An 18,194-nucleotide genomic window follows, 5' to 3' on the forward strand; every position below is an offset into this window, starting at 1 on the left:
AGAGTTTGATTGAAGTATAGAGAGGCTTCGGGGGATATGGTAAGTTTAATTGGGGAAAAAATAAAAAATAACAGGAAACTATGGGCAGCATTTTCAGCATTTTTTGCTGCAGGGCTTTTTGCTGCTCTGTGCTTTGTTCTGCATATTACACCTTTTGGTGATAAGACTTTTTTATATGAAGATATGAAGCAGCAGTATGTGGATTTCTTTTCATACTATCATAATGTCTGGCATGGAGAGGATGGCTTCTTCTATTCTGAAAACTGTGGACTTGGATCAGATATGTTCGGTATATGGGCATATTATCTGACAAGTCCATTTTTGCTAATGTTCATATTTATTAAGGACCAATATTATGCGATAGCGGTAACCTTCCTGATCATGTTTAAGGTGGCTGCAATGGCAGCTACTACATCCTTGTTTTTTTCATATATTGACGGGGATGAAATGAAGATAAACAAGGATAGAAAACCTGAGTATTCGGCTGAGAGCAAACATAAGTATTTTGGTAGGAAGAATATTATAGATGCTCAAGATAATACTAGGCGTAATAACTCTGCCATCCTGGCAGGAGATTATTTCCTGAATTCCGGAAGTGGCAAATTATGGATTAACGTTTTATTGTCGGTTGTTTTCTCTTTTAGTGCCTGGACAGTTGCAAACATGACAAACATCATGTGGCTTGATGCTGTAATTCTAATGCCGATAGTTCTGATTGGATTTTTTAAGATGATGCGTGGCGAGTCAAAGGGAAGAGCAATATACATCATTTCAGTAATGGTGATGATAGTACTTAACTACTATATTTCAGCTATGGTTCTGATGTTTCTGGGAGCTTTCGCGGTTCTGCAATGCCTGGAAGGGTATAGTGGAAACTCTGAAAAGTTAAGTATCAGAGAAGTTGCTGACAGGAAAAATATATCAGGATCTTATCGTAACATTGGTATAAGTGGCTTTGCTGAATTCATTACCACGACAGTAGTTGCACTGATTTTGGATGCGTGGTTTTTGGTGCCGACTGTTTTATCGCTTATGGGAAGTAATAAGGATCATTCCGCAGACATGGTAAGGGCTTTTTCAGAGTATCTACCATCATCTGAGGCGGTGGGGAGAAATCTGTCTCCTTTTTCAGTAATATCAAAGCTTTTCACAATGAGTTATGATTCGCTTGAAATAATGAATGGTCTGCCAAATATATATTTTGGTGCGGTGTTGATCATTCCGTGTATCTTATTTTTCTTTAACCGAAGCATTCACAAGAGGGCAAAGCTACTTTGTGGAAGTTATTTGATCATGCTTATGATGTTTTTCTGCATTAAGCCGTTAAATACACTTGCCCACGGGGGAACTGAGGCATATGGATATTTGTACAGATATTCTTTTATCTTTTCATTTGTATGTCTGATTTTGGTTTATTATACGCTGACCCGTATGGAGGGAATAGTTTTTAAGGACGTGCTCATAGCTTGTGGGATTGCACTTGGCCTTTTTATTGTTTCAATCATAAATAAGCCTGGTTTTATGGGAACAAAGGCGTGGATAATAAATGCGGGACTTGTTGCTGTTTCAGCTGCCTTTATGGGATGGTTATCACGGATAAATACAACAGATTCTTTGAAAGGAAAGTCATTAAATAAAGCCCTGAAAGTAACAGCAAGAGCAATATTTGTCGGATTTGTGGCTGTTCTTGTGCTTGATATATCGATGAATTTTGTACGTGTTTATAAGAGCTCTTCCATGAATGCTGAGACAGCATCAGGATATATGGAAAAATGTATCCTGACAAGGCAGGCACTTTCAAAAGTTATGGACATAGCGGAAAGCGAAGACAGCAGCCTTGAAAGAATTACCGTATCAGATGACGGATTTTTTAAGTCGAAGGAATCATACAGATTAGAGTTCCTATCTCCCCGCACTCCCAACGACAGTCTCCATTATGACTATAACGGAACCACAACCTACAACAGTCTTCTTAAGGTTGAGAATCGCCTCTTTATGTATAAGTTGGGATTTAATGATAATGGTCTTTATACAACCTACGATGCGCAAAACACAGCCTGTGCCGATGCTATCCTGGGCATAAAGTACCTCATTGGCGATGATGGCAAGATAACTGAGAATCCTTATGTATTGCCGGCAGAGTATACGTCAGGTGAGAATGTAACAAAGCTCTTGGAAAAAATAGATGTAACCAGGAATCCTTTTACAGCACAGGAAATGTTGCTGAAAGGATTTACCGGAATGGATTCAAAAGTATTTTATGAAGCAGAGATTGAAAAAGAGGAGCAGAATCTTTTCAAGTATGTGGTAACACCATCACTTGATGGTGAGTTGTATTTTTATATGAATCGTGAAGGCATGATTCAGAGAGCGCTGTCCATCTACCTTGACGGAGAGTTTGTCAGCGGATACGGGAATGCTTCATGCCAGAAGGTTATTGATCTTGGATATCATCATAAGGGTGAAAAAATTGAGCTTATGATAGAAGATGGCGATCATATGGGAACTCTTCCCGGAGAACCTGAGATAGTTACAGAGGATGTGAAGGTGTTGGAATCAGTTGAACGTTAATTAGCATCATTGCAATCAGTTAAACAGTATCTATCAACTTTTAGAAAACCATTGATCAATAATCGGCTTTAGATGTCATAAATTTAACATGAGAAAATCTTAAAAAAAAATAAATTTTTTTTATGAAATAGGGGTTAAGTTTTGCTATATGCTCTCCGATAATATTATCGGTGGGGAACAAATGACACAATACCTTGGGTTTTCAAAGGTGAAACTACTAAATCGGGTATGTCGTAACTACTATCCACAAGATAGTGTTATATGAGGGAGAGAGCAGAGGAAGAATAAAAATTATTTGATATTTTTTCAGAAAACCTCTAAATTAAATAGAAAATACTCCGATAAAAGTAGTAGAACTAAAGAAATTCTCCAAGGAAGGAGGAAACGATATGCGTATAGAAGCTTACAGCCAGATTCAACAGGTTTATGGCACCAGTAAAGTGAATAAAGCAGCAAAGACTCAGAATACCACTAGAGTTTCTGATTCTCTGAATATTTCCAACATCGGTAAGGATATTCAGGTTGCTAAGCAGGCTGTGAAAGAGGCTCCGGATGTCAGGGAGGACGTTACGGCACCTATAAAGAGTGCGATTAAGAACGGAACGTATGACGTTAGCGGAGAGGCTTTTGCAGATAAGCTCCTCGCTAAGCTCAGTGAATCATTCTGAGTAGGAAGTTGTCATGAAAAACATATATGGAAACTATTAGAGCCGGCTTAATCGAACGGTTTAAGCTCCGATGGAAATTAGGCAGGCTCTATATCTATGCCCTTTTTTAGGATAAATCGATGTGATGAATTGCCAGATGGGCAATCAGGGAGACTGTGAATTGTACTAAGCAATTTGTTACAGGATATGCCGGTTAGGACAAAAAGGAGGACAAAACTATGGCAAGTTTATTACAGAATCTGGTTGATGTTCTCGACAGAGAATGTGCGTTATATGAAAGACTTCTGGTTTTGTCCGGAAAGAAGACCCCTGTAATTGTGGAGAGAAACTTAAAAGAGCTTGCTAAGATAACAGAAGATGAGCAGGCAGTTGTTTCCCTTATAGCTGCAGTTGATAAGGAACGTGAAGCAGTAATGGACAGCATTGCAGATGTTATCGGTGAGAAAGGGAATGACCTTAAGCTCACTGATCTTGTAAGAATGCTTGATTCAAGACCCAACGAGCAGCGAAGTCTTGCTGTTCAGAGAGATAAGCTCAAGTTTATTTCACAGAATGTCCAGAGAAACAATGACCAGAATCAGATTCTTCTTCAGAGCTCACTTGAAATGGTGCAGTATGAGATGAACATAATTCAATCAGCAAGGCGCGCTCCTGAGACTGCGAATTATACAAGATATGCAGGATCAAGAGGCGACAGACTGGGTGTTGCACCTATGGGAAGATTTGATGCGAAGCAGTAAAGGATTTTTGTGGGCGATTTCCGCTTTTGCCCACAAAAAGTCATAGGAATTTAAGTGTGTGAGGAGTCAATTTGTTAAAAACAACAAATATGACTCTTTTCTTTTGCCATTTAGGTCTGAGGATCAGGTAAATGAGGATTAATTTGTGTAAAAGAAGGAGTCACTAATGCAAAGAAACAGGCAACATTTTTTCTCATAAATATAAGATATAAGCCAAATCTGCCGATAAAGTATATGAATGAAGCAGTGAATAACACTTCCAGCGCACAACTATTTAACTTAAGAAGCAAGATTTATAACTGTCAGAAGCAAGAATATCCTACATAACAAAGCAGGCAACAACAGAAATAATAAGTTTAATTAGCAAAGCACTAATTACTTGACGAGGTAGATACATGGGATCTTTAATGGGTAGCTTATATATTGGAGCATCAGGACTTCAGACATCACAGAATGCTCTTAATACAACAGCTCATAATATGTCAAATATAGACACGGAAGGCTATACAAGGCAGCAGGTTTCACAGGGCACTCGCCCATACATCACCACTGAAAAGGATTTCAGAATAATCTCATGGAAGCAGACCGGACTCGGTGTTGCTTACAACAATTGTAAGCAGGTCAGGAGTCTGTTTCTTGATCAGAGTTATCGACAGGAATCCGGAAGAGAGGCCTTTTATGATGTGTCTGTATCAACCCTTGAAGAGATTGAGGATCAGCTTCAGGAGATGAACGGAGTTGAATTTGCGGAGTCCATGGAAAACCTTTGGGTGGCAGTTCAGGAGTTGAGTAAAAATCCAACCTCTGCAGTTAACCAGAGTACACTAGTGACAAGAGCAAATGAGTTCCTTGTAAGAGCCAATAGTGTGTATGAAGGCTTTACAAATTATCAGGATAACATGAACCGCAAGGTTGCTGATTATGTAGAGCAGATAAACAAAATCGGTGACAGAATAAAAGAACTTAACCTTAATATAGTTCAGATAGAATCAGGGCATCAGGAGCATGCCAACGACCTGAGAGATGAGAGAAATCTACTTCTTGATAAGCTTGGTGATCTTGGAAGAATAAGTTACTACGAAGATGTATTCGGAAATGTACTTGTACAGTTCGAAGGAACACAGTTTGTAACGACAGACCATGTAAATCATATGGCATGTGACAGCATTCTTCCGGCAGATAAAGGTGGAAGCCCGGTTGGATATAACACACCATATTGGGAATTTGCAGCAAAAAAAGAATACGATGAAGTTCGTAAAGAATGGGTGGTAACAGATATACGAGGTGCGAAAGTATTTGATCTTCAGCAGCAGGTATCCTCAGCCATGAACACTGATATCGGAAGACTTCGTTCAGTATTGCTTGCAAGAGGTGATCATCATGCGAACTATCATGATATAACAGATGACCCGACAAACAATTACTACAACAGAAATATTGCACAGTCAGTCATCATGAATGTAGAAGCAGAATTTGACCAGATGATAAAAAACATGTGCACAGCGATCAACAAAGTGTACGAAGAAGCAGCAAGTAATCCGGTTACCAGCGGAGAAGTACAGGGATTTGCAGCGGATTACGATCTTTTCAAAGTCCTGAACGAAGAGGACTGCCTCAACTATGATATAGATGAAAATCATAAGGCAGGAGAAAATAAAAAAGGATTCATCATTACGAATATTGGAATCAATCCGATATACCTTGATGAGCCTACTGCGATGACATTCATGCTAAATGATGGAAGCGAAGATCAGGATGCAGTAGAAAAGCTAAAGAGCGCATTTACAACTGCAGAGTATCTGATAAATCCCAATGTTGCTACCAAAACAGATTTTGTAGGTTATTACAATATGCTGGTTTCACAGGTTGCAAACTCAGGGGAGGTATATAAAGGTATTCAGTCAAATCAGGAACTGACAGTAACAGCAGTATCAAATGCAAGAGAACAGATAATTGGTGTATCCAGTGATGAAGAGCTGGAATTCATGATCGAGTTCCAAAATGCATTTAACGCTTCCAGCAGATACATCAACGTGGTAAGTGAGATGCTGGAGCATGTGGTAACTGCTCTTGGTTCTTGATCAGCAATTTCATGAACGGATTTACTTTAGAAAGAAAGGAATAACATATGCCTTCAACATTTTTTGGATTAAACATAGCGGCGTCAGGACTCAGGGCAGCAAATGCAGCGCTGAACACAACTGCAAATAATATCGCAAATGCCAATACTGAAGATTACAGTCGTCAGAAGGTAAATCAGCAGGCATCGGATGCGCTGAGACTTTTTACAAGTTATGGATGCGCGGGTGCAGGTGTTGATACCCTTTCAATCGAGAGAGTGCGAGATGAGTTCTATGACGTGAAATACAGAACCAATGAAACACTTCTTGGGCGCGTATCCCAGAGAAATTACTTTAACCAGTTGACCCAGGAGTATTTCAAAGATGAGGGAACAACCGGATTCTCAAGCCTGTTTTCAAAAATGCAGTCAGCTCTTCAGGATGTTATGAAGGCCTCAGGAACAACGGAGTCAAAGGCAACCTTCGTCTCATCAATGTCCCAGATAACGGACTATTTTAATTACATGTCAGAATCGCTAAAGCAGCTTCAAAATGACATAAATCAGGAAATCAAAATGGACTGTGACAAGGTCAATTCCTACGCACAGCAGATCTGCTCACTTAACGAACAGATAAACATAATAGAGATGCAGGGTTCAAGGGCAAATGAACTTAGAGACCAGAGAGACGGACTTCTTGATAAGCTTTCCAAGATTGTAAATATCGATGTTAAAGAAACAAAAGTAGTTGATGCAAGCAATCCGGAAAGGGAGACAGGTGCCACAAGACTTATCGTAAATATTGCAGGAAAGCAGCAGCTCCTTGACAGCTATTCCTACAGACGACTTATCTGCGTAGCAAGAGATGCAGATGAAAATGTAAATCAAAGTGACATTGTAGGATTATATGATATAAAGTGGGCTCCTTCAGATTTTAAAGATGGCGATGACTCTAGCAGACTTGACGTATTTAATCTTGATAACAAGTTGATCGGCGGAGAGCTTCAGGGCCTTATCGATATGCGTGACGGAAATAACAGTTTTTACTTTAACGGAGTAGTCCAGAATTCTGAAAAAAATAAATATACCGGCACTACAAAAGTTACCATAAAAGTAGATGATCCGCTTTTGAAGGACATGAACAAATGCACACTTCCACCCACAGGAAAACTGGAAGTTGCAAATAAAATCTACTCCTATGACGAGTGGCAGTATGACGGAGGAGATACCTATACATTTACATTGACAGCAGAGAGTACAGCCTCCACAACGCCGCCATCAGAGAGGACAGCCAAAGCGGGAGCAGACTTTGAATACCAGGGAATCCCTTACTACATGCAGCAGATGAATGAATGGGTCAGAAAGTTTTCAAGCAGGGTAAATGAGATAATGTCCAAGGGTTTTACTGCAGATTCACTTGAAGGACAATACATTTTTTCAGGAACCAATAGTATGGATTCCAGCTCACAGTATTCATATCCGCAGCTGACGACACTTTCCAATAATAAAGGCTATTACAATATTACAGCAGGTAATTTCATCGTAACAAGAGAACTCAGGGCAAACGCAGATCTTTTGGCAACCAAGATGGATGTAACGGAAGGTGAGTCAGAATATAGAAATATAGAATTACTGAATGAATTTCTTACCAAAGAAGATATATTCAGAGGCGCCACAAGCGGAGAATTCCTGGACAAGGTACTTGGAGATGTGGCACTTAACGCAAGCAATGCTGAGACACTTGAACAGACCTACACAGCCCTTGAGAAAACAATCGGCAACCAGAGACTTTCAGTAATGGGTGTTGATGAAGACGAAGAAGCATCTGCACTTGTTCAGTTTGAGCACAGTTACACACTTAACTCCAAGATGATCAACACACTATCTCAGGTTTATAACAGACTGATACTTGAGACCGGAGTATAAAGAGAGGATTTACCATGAGAATTACCAACAAAATCATGAACAACAACTCACTCTATAATATCAACAACAATAAGGTTGTTGAGGATGAGGTTAACACTCAGATGGCCACCGGAAAAAAGATAGCAAGACCTTCTGATGATCCGGTTATAGCGATCAGAGCCCTCAGACTTCGTTCAACTGTATCACAGCTCGAACAGTATTATGACAAAAATGCGAAGGATGCAAAGAGCTGGATGGATGTTACAGAGGATGCACTCTCAACTATAACGGATGTGCTTACGGATGCGATAATGCAGGCTAACAGAGGTGCAAACAAGGATCTTACGATGGCAGATCTGAATACCATAGTTACTCAGCTTGATGCACTTTCTAAAGAGTATTACTCCACAGGTAATGTGGACTATGCTGGTCGTTATGTTTTCACAGGATTCCGCACAGATACAGCATTATCCTATGACAAATCTACGACAGAGAACTTTACAGATATAAATGACGAATTCAATGCGGCAGATGTATCCAGGTCCTTCAGAACACTTAACATGCATTACCTTGATGCAGGAAATATTCTCAATGTCAGCGGAGGCGGTTTCATAAATGAAACAAAGGAAGTTGATATAAGGCAGGTTGATATCGGAAGAATCAGACTATCCTATGACAACCTTGATTATAGTGAAGGGGATGGAAAGCACTCAGAGCTTAAGTTCAGGGAAAATCTGAACAAAGAAGCAACTGCATCGATTACCGATACAGGACTTACATATTTTGATATGACCTTTGTGAATTCGGAAGGTATTGAGCAAAAGGCCTACATTCCGCTTTCAAATGTATATTCAGTTACTGTTGGCAACTACACATATTCTGCTGAAAGAGCAAGCGCAACAGATCCTGAAAGAGGATATATAATAAGCGTTACAGATCTCACAACCTATGATCTGTACCAGTTTGAAGTAAGTAAGGACGGAGTTTTAACTGACTCTGATGGAGACGGAAACCTGGATGTTCCGACCGGAATAAAAAGTGCAATTGTATCCACGCATACTACCAGCGTTTCATCCATAGATTTTGCAGATGGAGAGAACACCGAGACTACAGTACCACTCCTTGGACCGGTTGGGCAGGAATACACCATCGAAACTCATAATGGTTTCATAGCAACTGTCAATGGTGACGGAACATTTACCCTGGAAAAGGAAACGGATTATGATGAATATGATAATCCTACAAAGACTGTTATCAAAGTTACTGAAAATGGTAGTATTCACACTTCCTACAAGGAAACTTCGATAGAGATTGATTCATCACGTATCCTTTATTCAACATCCACTGAAGACGAGATTGATGCAGCTTATAAACAGTTAAATGGCGACTATGCTCCAAGAAGGGCTGACTTCAACACAGGTAATCCCGTTACTGATGAAGAAAATTATGAAAAAGCATATGAGGAATATCTTAAGACCTACAACAACATAGTATTCTTAAATGCAAAGACTGGCGAGGTTCTTTTGAACAATTATTTGACAGAAAAGCTGGCTGCACTTCCATTCATCATAAATGCCAATACTACAGATGTTGTTTATGACAAGAAGGAATGGCAGACAGGAGATATAAGACCTCAGAATCTGTTCGCATGTGTGGACAAAGATGGAGTTATCTACAACGGAGGAAATGCTCCTCATGAAATTCAGTATGATGTAGGATATTCACAGAAAATTACTATAAATACCAGTGCAACATCAGTTTTCACGACAACTGTAAAACGAGATGTTTTCGATCTTGATCAGTTAGCAGCTAAGCTTAATAACGTAGATACAACCATGAAGACACTAAAGGATAAGCTCGCTACACTTACGGATGAAAAGGAAAAGAGAGTAGTTCAGAATGAAATAGATGCATGCAAAAAGGCTTATGACTATTTAAGACAGAATATTCAGGAAGAGTTTGAACATAAGATTACAAGTATGCAGGTTGCTCTGGATAAAGCAAATGTAGCAGTTACTGATAATGGTACAAGAAGTAAGAGACTTGAGCTCATCAACTCCAGACTTCAGGACCAGAATACAACATTTAAGACATTACAATCTGACAATGAGGATGCGGATCTTGCTGAGACAGCTACGAATCTTGCCACTGCGCAGCTGACTTATCAGGCAGCGCTTATGGCAACAGGTAAAATAGGAAAAGATACACTTATGAACTACATCTGATATAGTTATTACTCTGGCCGCTAAATATCATCAAGATACTGTCTAGAGTAATATATTTTACCTTGCTAAATATCGTTAGTTTTTATACAATCATTAATAAGAGAAAGTTCGATGAAATGCTTAAACAGCATTTTACATATTTTCATATGGAGGGGCACCAGAATGAAATTAAAAACCAGAATTTTCGGAGAAATTGAGATTGAAGACAGCAAGATCATAGAGTTTCCGAAGGGCATAATTGGTTTTCCGGACATGACTCAGTTTGCACTGATGCATGATAAGGACAAGGATACCAACAACATCAGATGGTTGCAATCACTTGATGATCCGGTATTTGCAATGCCGGTTATGGATCCTCTTTATGTTAAACCGGATTTCAATCCGGTGGTTCAGGAAGATAGCATTAAGGATATCCTGCCTCTGGATGATGAGGATCTTTTGATTCTTGTAACAGTAACTGTTCCGCAGGATATTACCAAGATGACAGTTAACCTTAAGGGACCTATCATTATTAATTCGGGTAACTGCAAGGCATGCCAGATCATTATCGACGATGATGATTATCCTGTTAAGTACCCTATTTATGACTATCTTCAGAAACAGAAGGAAGCAGCTTCAGAATAATATCACATCAAAAACTTCTGTTGGGAGTTCGGTATAAAAAAGGAGAGGAAGGAAGAGCTATGTTAGCATTATCCAGAAAAAAGAATGAATCTATTATCATTAATAATGATATAGAGATCACAATTTTAGATATCAGGGGTGACCAGGTAAAGGTCGGAATTGCGGCGCCGAAAGAGGTGCCTATCTATAGAAAAGAAGTTTATCTGCAGATTCAGGAGGAGAACAAAGCGGCGACAAATACCGATGGTATTTCTGCACTGGCTGATCTGCTTAAGAAGTAAAGTACGAGGGAGTTGTTACACAGTTGGGGGTAACAGCTCCCTTTTTCTATATTAACAGACTATTAATATTCTATAAAATTACTATAAGATGCTAAAGGTTTGACATCTTCATCCGATATAATGGATATAGGAAACTATAAGTATGACCTTTTATGACGGTTCTTAGTTAGTTCAGAGCTGAATATACAGAGGATACTTATAATAGTGCGGAAAAGGATAGCCGCTGTAATATACACAAGGAGGTGAGAGAGATGGCTATGGATGCAGTAAGTAATGTAGGCGCATTGAGCAAAACTCAAATTCCTGAAGTTCAGAAAGCAGAACGTGTAGTTAACTTTCCTGAAGGTGGAGCAGGACAGAATCAGGAGAAACCTGATTTTTCATTGAATACTCCCCAGCATACAGCTCAGGCAGCACAGGCAGCACAGGTAGCACAGGTAGCAGCCGCAGAGCAGCAGGAAAACAAAAACAGTAACGTTCCGACTCGTCAGGAAATAACAGAAGAACAGATTGATGCTGAGAACAAGCGAATCAAGAACGCGATCAGCGAGATGAACAAAAAGCTTATCAGCAACTCAGAGGCAGTCTTCGGTATTCATGAGGATACGAACCGTATCACCATAAAAATCGTGGATAAGACAACCAGAGAGACAATAAAAGAGCTGCCACCGGAGAAGACGCTGGATATGATCGCAAAAGCTTGGGAACTTGCAGGACTTATGGTCGACGAAAGAGGCTAAAAAGGTTCTTTTGAAAGCAGTTTTAGAACGTGCAAGGGGCATTCTGCGCTTTTTTTCAAGCTGGTTCTGGCGAATGTAGAGAGTGCAGTATTTTATATACCCGGGAAAGGAGCACCATATGACCATGAGAATAACCGGACTCGCTTCCGGGCTCGATACAGAGAGTATCATTACCGAGCTTACGAAGGTAGAGTCAAAAAAGGTTGATAAAATAAAAAGTGATCAAAAAAAGCATGATATGAAGCTTGATAAGTGGAAGGAACTCAACAAGAAGGTTGTGGATTTCTACAATAAGACACTGAGCAACATGCGATTTGATTCAAATTATATTAAAAAGACAACAGAAACTTCCAACGATGATGCTGTATCAGTTACTACCAGTGGTACAGCTATGAATAGCGTCCAAAAACTCTCTGTTGATAAGCTTGCCAGCAGTGCCTATATGACAGGAAGCAAGCTTGCTTCGAAGTTGGCAGATGGAAAGGTAAATCAGACGACTACACTGGATAATATCGTAGGATATGGCGCCGGTGGAACCGTAGCTGATGAAGTTAAGAATAAGCTTACCATTAAGTTTGGTCCCAAACCCGCAGAGGGAGCAGAAGATACAAGGGAAGCAGTAACTGTTGAGATTAAAGGTACAGAGACTATAGCTGATGCAATTGCGAGGCTTAAAGATGTAAGGTCAAAAGACGGTTACGGAATTAGTGCAAGTTTTGATGCTGTTCAGGGACGTACATATATGGCGGCTACTACTTCCGGGGCCGATGCCGGTTTTGAAATTGATCTTGAGGCTTCTGATAAAAATGTAGTTGCCGCGCTAGGAATTAATACATCTGATGGCGCCATTTATAATGCAGGAGAAGATGCAAAGATAACACTTAATGGTGTAGAATATACTTCTTCCAGCAATACATTTGATATAAATGGATTATCAATAACTGCAAAACAGACAGCTTCAGATATATCTCTTACAACAAAGACTGATACCAGTGGTATTTATGACATGGTCAAGGGATTCCTTAAGGAATACAACGATCTGGTTGGTGAGATGTTTACCCTTTATAACGCTGATGCAGCCAAGGAGTACGATATTCTTACCAAAGAAGAGAAGGACTCCATGACTGAGGATGAGATAGAGGAGTGGAATAAAAAAATTGAAGATGGCCTTCTGTCAAAGGATCAGACAATTTTCAGAGTCATGAATGAAATGAAGAATATCATGATGCATTCCTATGACTGGGGAGAAAAGGATATTAACAAAGAAACCGGTGAAGAAGTTGAAGTAAAGACTTCATTCTGGTCATTCCATATCGCTACACCCGGATATTTTGCCGCTGAAGAAGCTGACAGAATGAAGTGGCATATTTATGGGGATGAAGATGACGATAAATATTCCAGTGAAGAAGATAAACTTAAGGCAAAAATTGAGAAGGATCCGGAGCTTGTAAGTAAGTTTTTCAAAACGATATCCTCTGAAATGTACTCTAAGTTGGGTGATCTTATGAAGTCAACAGAGTTTTCAAGTGCTTATACACTTTATGAAGATAAGCAGATGAAAAAGCAGGTTGATAATTATAAGAAACAGCTCAAAGAGGCTCAGGATAAGCTGGGGCAGACCGAAGATAAATACTATGATAAGTTTGCCCAAATGGAAAAAGCAATGACTAAGCTTAATGAACAGACTAACTCTCTTTCCGGTATGCTTGGAACAGGCTGATGAGAACATAGCTGAATAACGACTTCCCCCATGTTTAGGGGGAAGAGACTAGAGGGTCAGCGCGGCTGACATATAAGGGGATAACGACAAGATAAAACATGGAGGTGAATTCTATGCCGGTAGCGAGAAATCCTTACGCTAAGCAAATGAATCAGTATCAGAATACTAAAATCCAGCAGGCAAAGCCCGAGGAACTTACTCTGATGCTTTATGAGGGCGCCATAAAATTCTGCAATATTGCAATTATGGGGCTTGAAAATAATGATGAGAAAAAATTTACAACATACCTGTTAAAGGTTGAAAATATAATAGATTATCTCAATAACACACTTGATATGAAGTATCCGGTTGCCAAAGATTTTGAGAATGTATATAACTACCTTATGAAAAGGCTTGTTGAAGCGGATCTTCATAGAGAAGAAGCAATGGATATCATGAATGAAGTGAATAAACACATTCACACTATGCGTGACACATGGGTGGATGCAATCAAAATAGCAAAAGGACAAATGCCTGCTCCTAAGCCGGTTCCGGCAGGAGCATAAGAGGCTTTGAATTAAGAATATTACAATTGTCAGATAAACTGACGGATGAGGATTACTGGGGATTGATTATTTGAAGAAAGTGGGGAAGACAAAGTGACAGAGTCATATCTGGACATGATGGAAGAGAGCCTTAGAGAAAAGATTAAGGTGCTACAAGAAGTAGCTACTGAAAATGAGGCTCAGAAGGAAATACTGGAAAGTACAGTAGCATTTGATGAAGCAGGATTTGATGAAGCAATTAGTCGCAAAGGCGAACTGATAAGGCGGATTGAGAATCTAAATGACGGATTTGAAAGCTTGTACGAACGTGTAAAAGCTGAACTTCAGGATAATAAAGATAAATATAAAGAAAAAATAGAAGTCTTTCAGGATCTTATAAGGCAAATAACTGATTTGTCCAACTCAATAGAAGCTGGTGAAAAGCGCAACAGAGCTCTGGCAAAAAACTATTTCAGTTCTTCGAAAGGGCAGATAAATCAAAGCCGAAGATCCTCACAGGCAGCACTTGATTATTATCTTACAATGAACAAATCCAAGATTACACCGCCTCAGTTCTATGATACGAAGAACTAGGTGATAATGTGAATGAATTTCCAATTGTAAAGGAATATGAAAATAGAATAGTTGAGATACTTTTAAGTGAAGATATCACAGAGTGCTTCGATGAGATGTTACAGATCGGAGCGAGGATAATCAGCGGAGCGCTCTCTCCGGAGGGTAAGAGAGAGCTTGCTGAACGTATCAGAAAAAGTATCTATTTTCTTCCTATGGAAGATACACCGGATATGCTGCGTCACGTAGCATATCTTCATTTAATGGTGCGCCTTACTGAGAGTAAGGAATTCTACACAGAATTTCTATCTTATGTTGACGGGATGCGCATTGACGAACGATATAGATTTTTCTTATTAATGCAGGCAAGATATTTGTCATATCAAAAGCCTTACATCATTACGTTTGAATCAGAAAGATTATTCCACAAGATTTATAAGAGAAGTAAAAAATATTATGAGGATACACTTGGAGGTGGTGGGAATTTCTTAAAACTCACCAGTAGAAACTGTGGACAAACAGTTATTTTAACCCAGCAGTATCTGACAGACACACATAGAGAAACACATATTACAAATCTCATAGCTCAGGAGATTATGGTAAGTATGTGCCAAAATACTTTTATAATTAATACTAATGATCTGTTGCCGGTCACAAATGTAGTGCCACTCTTTGGAATAGAGGGGCATAATTCAATGCAATACCTTGCAAATGCCAATAACGTTTTTGTAAGAGGGTTAGCGGTGCCTTATTTTCAATGTGATGACAAAATGCCATCACCAGATGAACTTAGGGTAATTATCAGCACTTTACGAGAGCTTAGGCCGGAATATATTATAAGCTGTGGGGATCATTCAATTACGGCGTCACTTGCTGCAAAGATTGTTCCTGTAATTCCTGGATATCAGATAGCTCCTGATGATAATCCACAGCATATCAGAGAGAATCTTCTTAATTATAGAAGGATGATAGAAGAAAAGAGATTTTGGCAAATACGTTTTAAAGTTAGCGAAAATATGATAAACTGATAAGAGAAAAACTAAAAGTTTTTATTAGGCAGAAATTTAAACGTATGAGTATGAGGAGGGAGAGAAATGAAAGTCAGTACCAGGATCTTTGGCGAAGTAGATATCGAGGATAAGAAAATCATAACAATGCCTTTTGGTCTGGTTGGTTTTCCTGATCTTCAGAAATTTGCACTTATCCATGACAGCAAAAAGCCTGTAGGTGCATTGTGGTATTTACAGTCAATGGATGATCCTGATATAGCACTTCCGGTTATTGATCCTTTGACGATTAAACCGGATTATAATCCTCAAATTGAAGAGGCAGATGTAGAACTCCTTGAGCCACTTACTGAAGAGAATTTACTTCTTCTGGTTACAATTACTGTTCCTGAAGATATAACCAACATGACTGCGAATCTCAATGCACCAATTCTTATTAATTCAGATACAGGTAAGGGAGCGCAGATAGAGATTGTATGGGGAAAAGAGGAATATGTAACAAAATATCCTATATATAAATATTTGAAGAGCAAAAAAGAAGAAAAATAGAAATTAGCTAATTATTTATAAAACCATCAAAATGATTGTAAAATCGCTTCACGCACCATCATTTTGATGGTTTGACTATTTTACGAAAACGATAAAATTGAGTAGGACTTAATATTATTTTATAAATAATTTATATTTTTTTTGAAAATAGGGGTTAACTTTATGATAGTCCGTCCGATATAATGTATGTAAGAACACAAAATGCATTAATTATGTGGCACGGAACACAGAAAGATGCATTAGTGGATATAGTAGGATAGACATTGAGAAGTAGCCTAGGAACCTGCTCAGATGTATATCCGAATCTGAAACACAATTCAATATTTTAACTACGGCAAAAGGATTTGCCGCGTACACAAACAAGGAGGTACATTATGGTAGTACAACACAACGTCACAGCGATGAACGCTAACAGAAATCTTGGAGTAACAACTGGTTCACAGTCAAGATCAGCTGAGAAACTCTCATCAGGTTATCAGATTAACCGTGCGGCAGATGATGCAGCAGGTCTTTCAATTTCCGAAAAGATGAGAAAGCAGATCAGAGGTCTGGATCGTGCTTCAACGAACGCTAATGACGGTGTTAGTTCTGTACAGACAGCAGAAGGTGCACTCACAGAAGTACACGACATGCTGCAGAGAATGAATGAACTTGCAGTTCAGGCAGCTAACGGAACAAACAGCGCAAACGATCGTACATCCATCCAGAACGAAATTGATCAGCTGACAACTGAGATTGATCGTGTTGCTGAGACAACAAAGTTCAATGAGACATACTTGCTTAAAGGCCAGACCGGATACAAGAATAAGTACATGGCAGCACATGATGCTGGTCTTCAGGGAACACTTGCTGACAATCTTAAAGGCGGCGGTGCAGCTACATTCACAACTGACATCAAGACAGATACTGATAAGACTATCGCAGGAAAAGATTATCATATTTATGATAAGTCTACTGATACAATTAGCGTAATTCAGGGTAAGATTGAGAAAAACTTTAACACAGCAAAAGCGGCAAATACTGATGGCACTATTGCAGAAGATAAGATAGCTAGCGTTACCATAAACGGTGCTACATATGTAACAGGAGCAGCTTCACAGGATAGTTCCAAGACAGTATTTAAGCTTGGTGAAGAAGAATTTACACTTGATGAAATAAAGGCTAAGGTTGTTGATGGAGCAAAAGTAGGTGTAGGTAAGGATACAGCTGGTACAAGAACTGCAGTAGATAAGAGCATCGATAAAAATATCGAGATAAGTACAGCAGTTAGCAAGATAACATCTGCGCTTACTCAGGCTAATAAGATTGGTGTTGATGCATCTAATAGCAACACAGGAGCTAAGGATCAGAGCAAGGTTAAGGTTAAAGTTTCTGCAGGAGAAGCAGATGCTGCTGATAAGACTATCGATAAAGATGATAAATCTACTTATGTAAATGGTTCTTATACCTTCTCTATTTCCAAAGGTACTGCACAGGTAGCTAAGGATCTTGGTCTTCAGCTTCATGTTGGTGCTGATGCAGATATGACCAACAAGATTACTGTTGGCGTAGAAGCAATGACAGCAAAGAACCTTGGAATCCAGAACCTGAATGTTGTGGATAACACAGGTACAGCTGCAACATATGCAATCGATGCGATTGAAGATGCTATTAAGACAGTATCTGCTCAGAGATCTGCACTCGGTGCTGTTCAGAACCGATTAGAGCACACAATTAAGAACCTGGATAACGTTGTTGAGAATACCACAGCAGCTGAGTCCCGTATCCGTGATACAGACATGGCTGATGAGATGGTTACTTACAGCAAGAATAACATTCTTGCACAGGCTGGTCAGTCTATGCTTGCACAGGCTAATCAGAGTAACCAGGGTGTTCTTTCACTCCTCGGCTAATCCAGTTAGCGAATTACTAAAGTACATTAAGTACACCATAAAGAGGGCTCTCCCGAAAGGGGGAGCCTTCTTTGTGTGGAAGGGTAATTTATTTCAATATTTGTCCGATATCATAT

Annotated in this window: 15 protein-coding genes; all 15 read left to right on the forward strand. The window is 39.3% G+C overall.

Features of this window, described 5'->3' with window-relative positions:
• The first annotated feature begins 36 nt into the window (after nt 1-36).
• The 15 genes from G622_RS0105495 (at nt 37) to G622_RS0105565 (ending at nt 18,078) form a co-directional block, all read left to right on the forward strand.
• Nucleotides 37-2,571, forward strand: coding sequence for a YfhO family protein (locus tag G622_RS0105495; protein WP_026509858.1), 2,535 nt, complete (start codon nt 37-39; stop codon nt 2,569-2,571).
• A gap of 389 nt (nt 2,572-2,960) precedes the next feature.
• Complete coding sequence (gene flgM / locus G622_RS0105500; RefSeq protein ID WP_026509859.1) at nt 2,961-3,239, forward strand: flagellar biosynthesis anti-sigma factor FlgM; 279 nt, start codon at nt 2,961-2,963, stop codon at nt 3,237-3,239.
• A gap of 218 nt (nt 3,240-3,457) precedes the next feature.
• The gene (locus G622_RS0105505) at nt 3,458-3,979 is read left to right on the forward strand and encodes a flagellar protein FlgN (protein ID WP_026509860.1); all 522 of its coding nucleotides are present in this window, start codon (nt 3,458-3,460) and stop codon (nt 3,977-3,979) included.
• 395 nt (nt 3,980-4,374) lie between these two features.
• Nucleotides 4,375-6,060 carry a flagellar hook-associated protein FlgK gene (flgK, locus tag G622_RS0105510; protein WP_026509861.1) on the forward strand — a complete coding sequence of 562 codons (1,686 nt, stop codon included), beginning with the start codon at nt 4,375-4,377 and terminating at the stop codon, nt 6,058-6,060.
• Between the two features lie 47 nt (nt 6,061-6,107).
• Nucleotides 6,108-7,964 (forward strand): flagellar hook-associated protein FlgK, encoded by a 1,857-nt coding sequence (gene flgK, locus G622_RS24345; RefSeq protein ID WP_026509862.1) that lies wholly within the window; start codon nt 6,108-6,110, stop codon nt 7,962-7,964.
• A gap of 14 nt (nt 7,965-7,978) precedes the next feature.
• Nucleotides 7,979-10,168: a flagellin N-terminal helical domain-containing protein gene (locus G622_RS24350; protein WP_049945703.1), complete on the forward strand. Its 2,190-nt coding sequence runs from the start codon at nt 7,979-7,981 to the stop codon at nt 10,166-10,168.
• Nucleotides 10,169-10,330: 162 nt separating this feature from the next.
• Complete coding sequence (gene fliW / locus G622_RS0105525; protein WP_026509863.1) at nt 10,331-10,792, forward strand: flagellar assembly protein FliW; 462 nt, start codon at nt 10,331-10,333, stop codon at nt 10,790-10,792.
• Nucleotides 10,793-10,851: 59 nt separating this feature from the next.
• Nucleotides 10,852-11,073 carry a carbon storage regulator CsrA gene (csrA, locus tag G622_RS0105530; RefSeq protein ID WP_026509864.1) on the forward strand — a complete coding sequence of 74 codons (222 nt, stop codon included), beginning with the start codon at nt 10,852-10,854 and terminating at the stop codon, nt 11,071-11,073.
• Nucleotides 11,074-11,324: 251 nt separating this feature from the next.
• On the forward strand, nt 11,325-11,813 hold the full coding sequence (locus tag G622_RS21770) for a flagellar protein FlaG (RefSeq protein ID WP_049945704.1): 489 nt from the start codon (nt 11,325-11,327) through the stop codon (nt 11,811-11,813).
• Nucleotides 11,814-11,931: 118 nt separating this feature from the next.
• Nucleotides 11,932-13,533 (forward strand): flagellar filament capping protein FliD, encoded by a 1,602-nt coding sequence (fliD, locus tag G622_RS0105540; RefSeq protein WP_026509865.1) that lies wholly within the window; start codon nt 11,932-11,934, stop codon nt 13,531-13,533.
• Between the two features lie 113 nt (nt 13,534-13,646).
• Nucleotides 13,647-14,078, forward strand: coding sequence for a flagellar export chaperone FliS (fliS, locus tag G622_RS21775; RefSeq protein ID WP_242832960.1), 432 nt, complete (start codon nt 13,647-13,649; stop codon nt 14,076-14,078).
• Nucleotides 14,079-14,171: 93 nt separating this feature from the next.
• On the forward strand, nt 14,172-14,651 hold the full coding sequence (locus tag G622_RS0105550) for a hypothetical protein (protein ID WP_026509866.1): 480 nt from the start codon (nt 14,172-14,174) through the stop codon (nt 14,649-14,651).
• Between the two features lie 8 nt (nt 14,652-14,659).
• The gene (locus tag G622_RS0105555) at nt 14,660-15,658 is read left to right on the forward strand and encodes a hypothetical protein (RefSeq protein ID WP_026509867.1); all 999 of its coding nucleotides are present in this window, start codon (nt 14,660-14,662) and stop codon (nt 15,656-15,658) included.
• A gap of 66 nt (nt 15,659-15,724) precedes the next feature.
• Entirely contained in the window at nt 15,725-16,186 is a 462-nt protein-coding gene (gene fliW / locus G622_RS0105560) for a flagellar assembly protein FliW (protein ID WP_026509868.1), read from the forward strand.
• A gap of 374 nt (nt 16,187-16,560) precedes the next feature.
• The gene (locus G622_RS0105565) at nt 16,561-18,078 is read left to right on the forward strand and encodes a flagellin N-terminal helical domain-containing protein (RefSeq protein WP_026509869.1); all 1,518 of its coding nucleotides are present in this window, start codon (nt 16,561-16,563) and stop codon (nt 18,076-18,078) included.
• Nucleotides 18,079-18,194: the final 116 nt, after the last annotated feature.

The sequence above is a fragment of the Butyrivibrio sp. LC3010 genome (assembly GCF_000424385.1).
Classification (GTDB): domain Bacteria; phylum Bacillota; class Clostridia; order Lachnospirales; family Lachnospiraceae; genus Butyrivibrio.